General features: G+C 42.8%; 1 protein-coding gene. It reads left to right on the top strand.

What is annotated here, in order from left to right; translation table 11 throughout:
- Window positions 1-1580 (top strand): beta strand repeat-containing protein (locus tag EGI31_RS15120; protein WP_255037997.1); only part of this gene is annotated, 1580 nt, incomplete at both ends.

Here is a 1580-nt window from a genome sequence, read left to right as displayed (position 1 = left end):
AATTAACTCAGCAGGAACCTATACTGTGACGGTGACAGGAAGCAATGGATGTACAGCTACTGCTATTACGTCTGTAAGCTTGGATGGCACTGCTCCAAGTCCGAGCATAACTGGCTCAACGAATCTGACCTGTTCGGTGACGAGTGTAACCAGAACTGCCTCGGGAGGTACAAGCTACCAATGGTCAGGACCAAATTCTTACTCGGCCAATACAGCAATGGCAACTATCACTACAGCTGGCACTTTCACCGTAACAGTGACTGGAGCAAATGGCTGTACAGCTACAGCTTCATCCGTGGTAACAATCAGTGCCTTACCTATACCCAATCCAAGTTCAGATTCACCTAAATGTGCCGAAACTACCTTGAGTTTTAATTCTGCGAGTGGAATGAGTACTTATGCATGGACAGGGCCAAATTCGTTTATTGCGAATACGCAAAATCCAAGCATTACAAACGTAACTACGGCGGCAAATGGTACATATACTTTGACAGTAACGGATGCCAATGGCTGTACAACGAGTGCTACCACAAGTGTAGTGATAAATGCCTTACCGGTGCCGAATCCAAGTAGTAACTCACCAGTGATTGCAGGTGGAACACTCAATCTAAGTAGTTCTGGTGGAGGAACTTACGCTTGGACGGGACCCAACTCATTTAATTCATCACTTCAAAATCCAAGTATAGTCAATGTAACCACAGCAGCTTCAGGTACTTATTCAATAACTGTCACAAATAATGGTTGTTCCGCAAGTGCAACCACACTTGTGGCTTTAAGTGAAGCCTATGCGAGCAATAATTCGCCTATTTGTAGTGGAAGTACACTAAATTTAAGTGCAACAGGTGGGGTAACTTATCTCTGGACCGGACCCAATTCATTTAGTTCATCTTCTCAGAATCCCTCATTCACCAATGCTACTAGTAGTTTGAATGGTGTATATACGGTTGTTGTTTCTTCAAGTGGTGGTGGAACTGCTACCGCCACAACTGCAATAACCGTTTTTGACTTGCCAACCGTTAGTTCAGTAGGAAACCAAATATTGTGCAACGGTGCCACAACAACAGCAATTAATTTTACTGGGAACAATCAAAATACTGTTTATAACTGGACAAATTCAAATAGTGCGATAGGTTTAGCATCGAGTGGTACAGGAAATATAACATCATTTGTAGCCACAAACACTACAAATACTCCAATTACTTCTACCATTGAAGTAACGCCTTCAGTAACATCAATATCCGCATCTCAACCAATTACAGAAACATTTAATTTCACAGGAAACCTTCAAACATTTATCGTACCTGCAGGGGTAACTGAGATAGATATTACAGCAAATGGGGCTCAAGGTGGCAGTAATAATCAAGGGGTTTTAGGAGGTTTAGGAGGTGTAGCATCTGGTAGATTAGCCGTAACCCCTGGCCAAGTCCTTAATATATATGTTGGAGGACAAAATGGTTATAATGGTGGTGGTACAGCAGGCACCTCAGTTTGTACGAATGCAATTGGTGGTAACGGTGGAGGAGCATCTGACATTAGAGTCGGTGGTACTGCTTTAGCTGATAGAGTAATTGTAGCAGGTG

This window comes from Lacihabitans soyangensis, from assembly GCF_024343775.1.
GTDB lineage: Bacteria > Bacteroidota > Bacteroidia > Cytophagales > Spirosomataceae > Leadbetterella > Leadbetterella soyangensis.
This window is presented reverse-complemented; position numbering and strand designations above follow the sequence as displayed.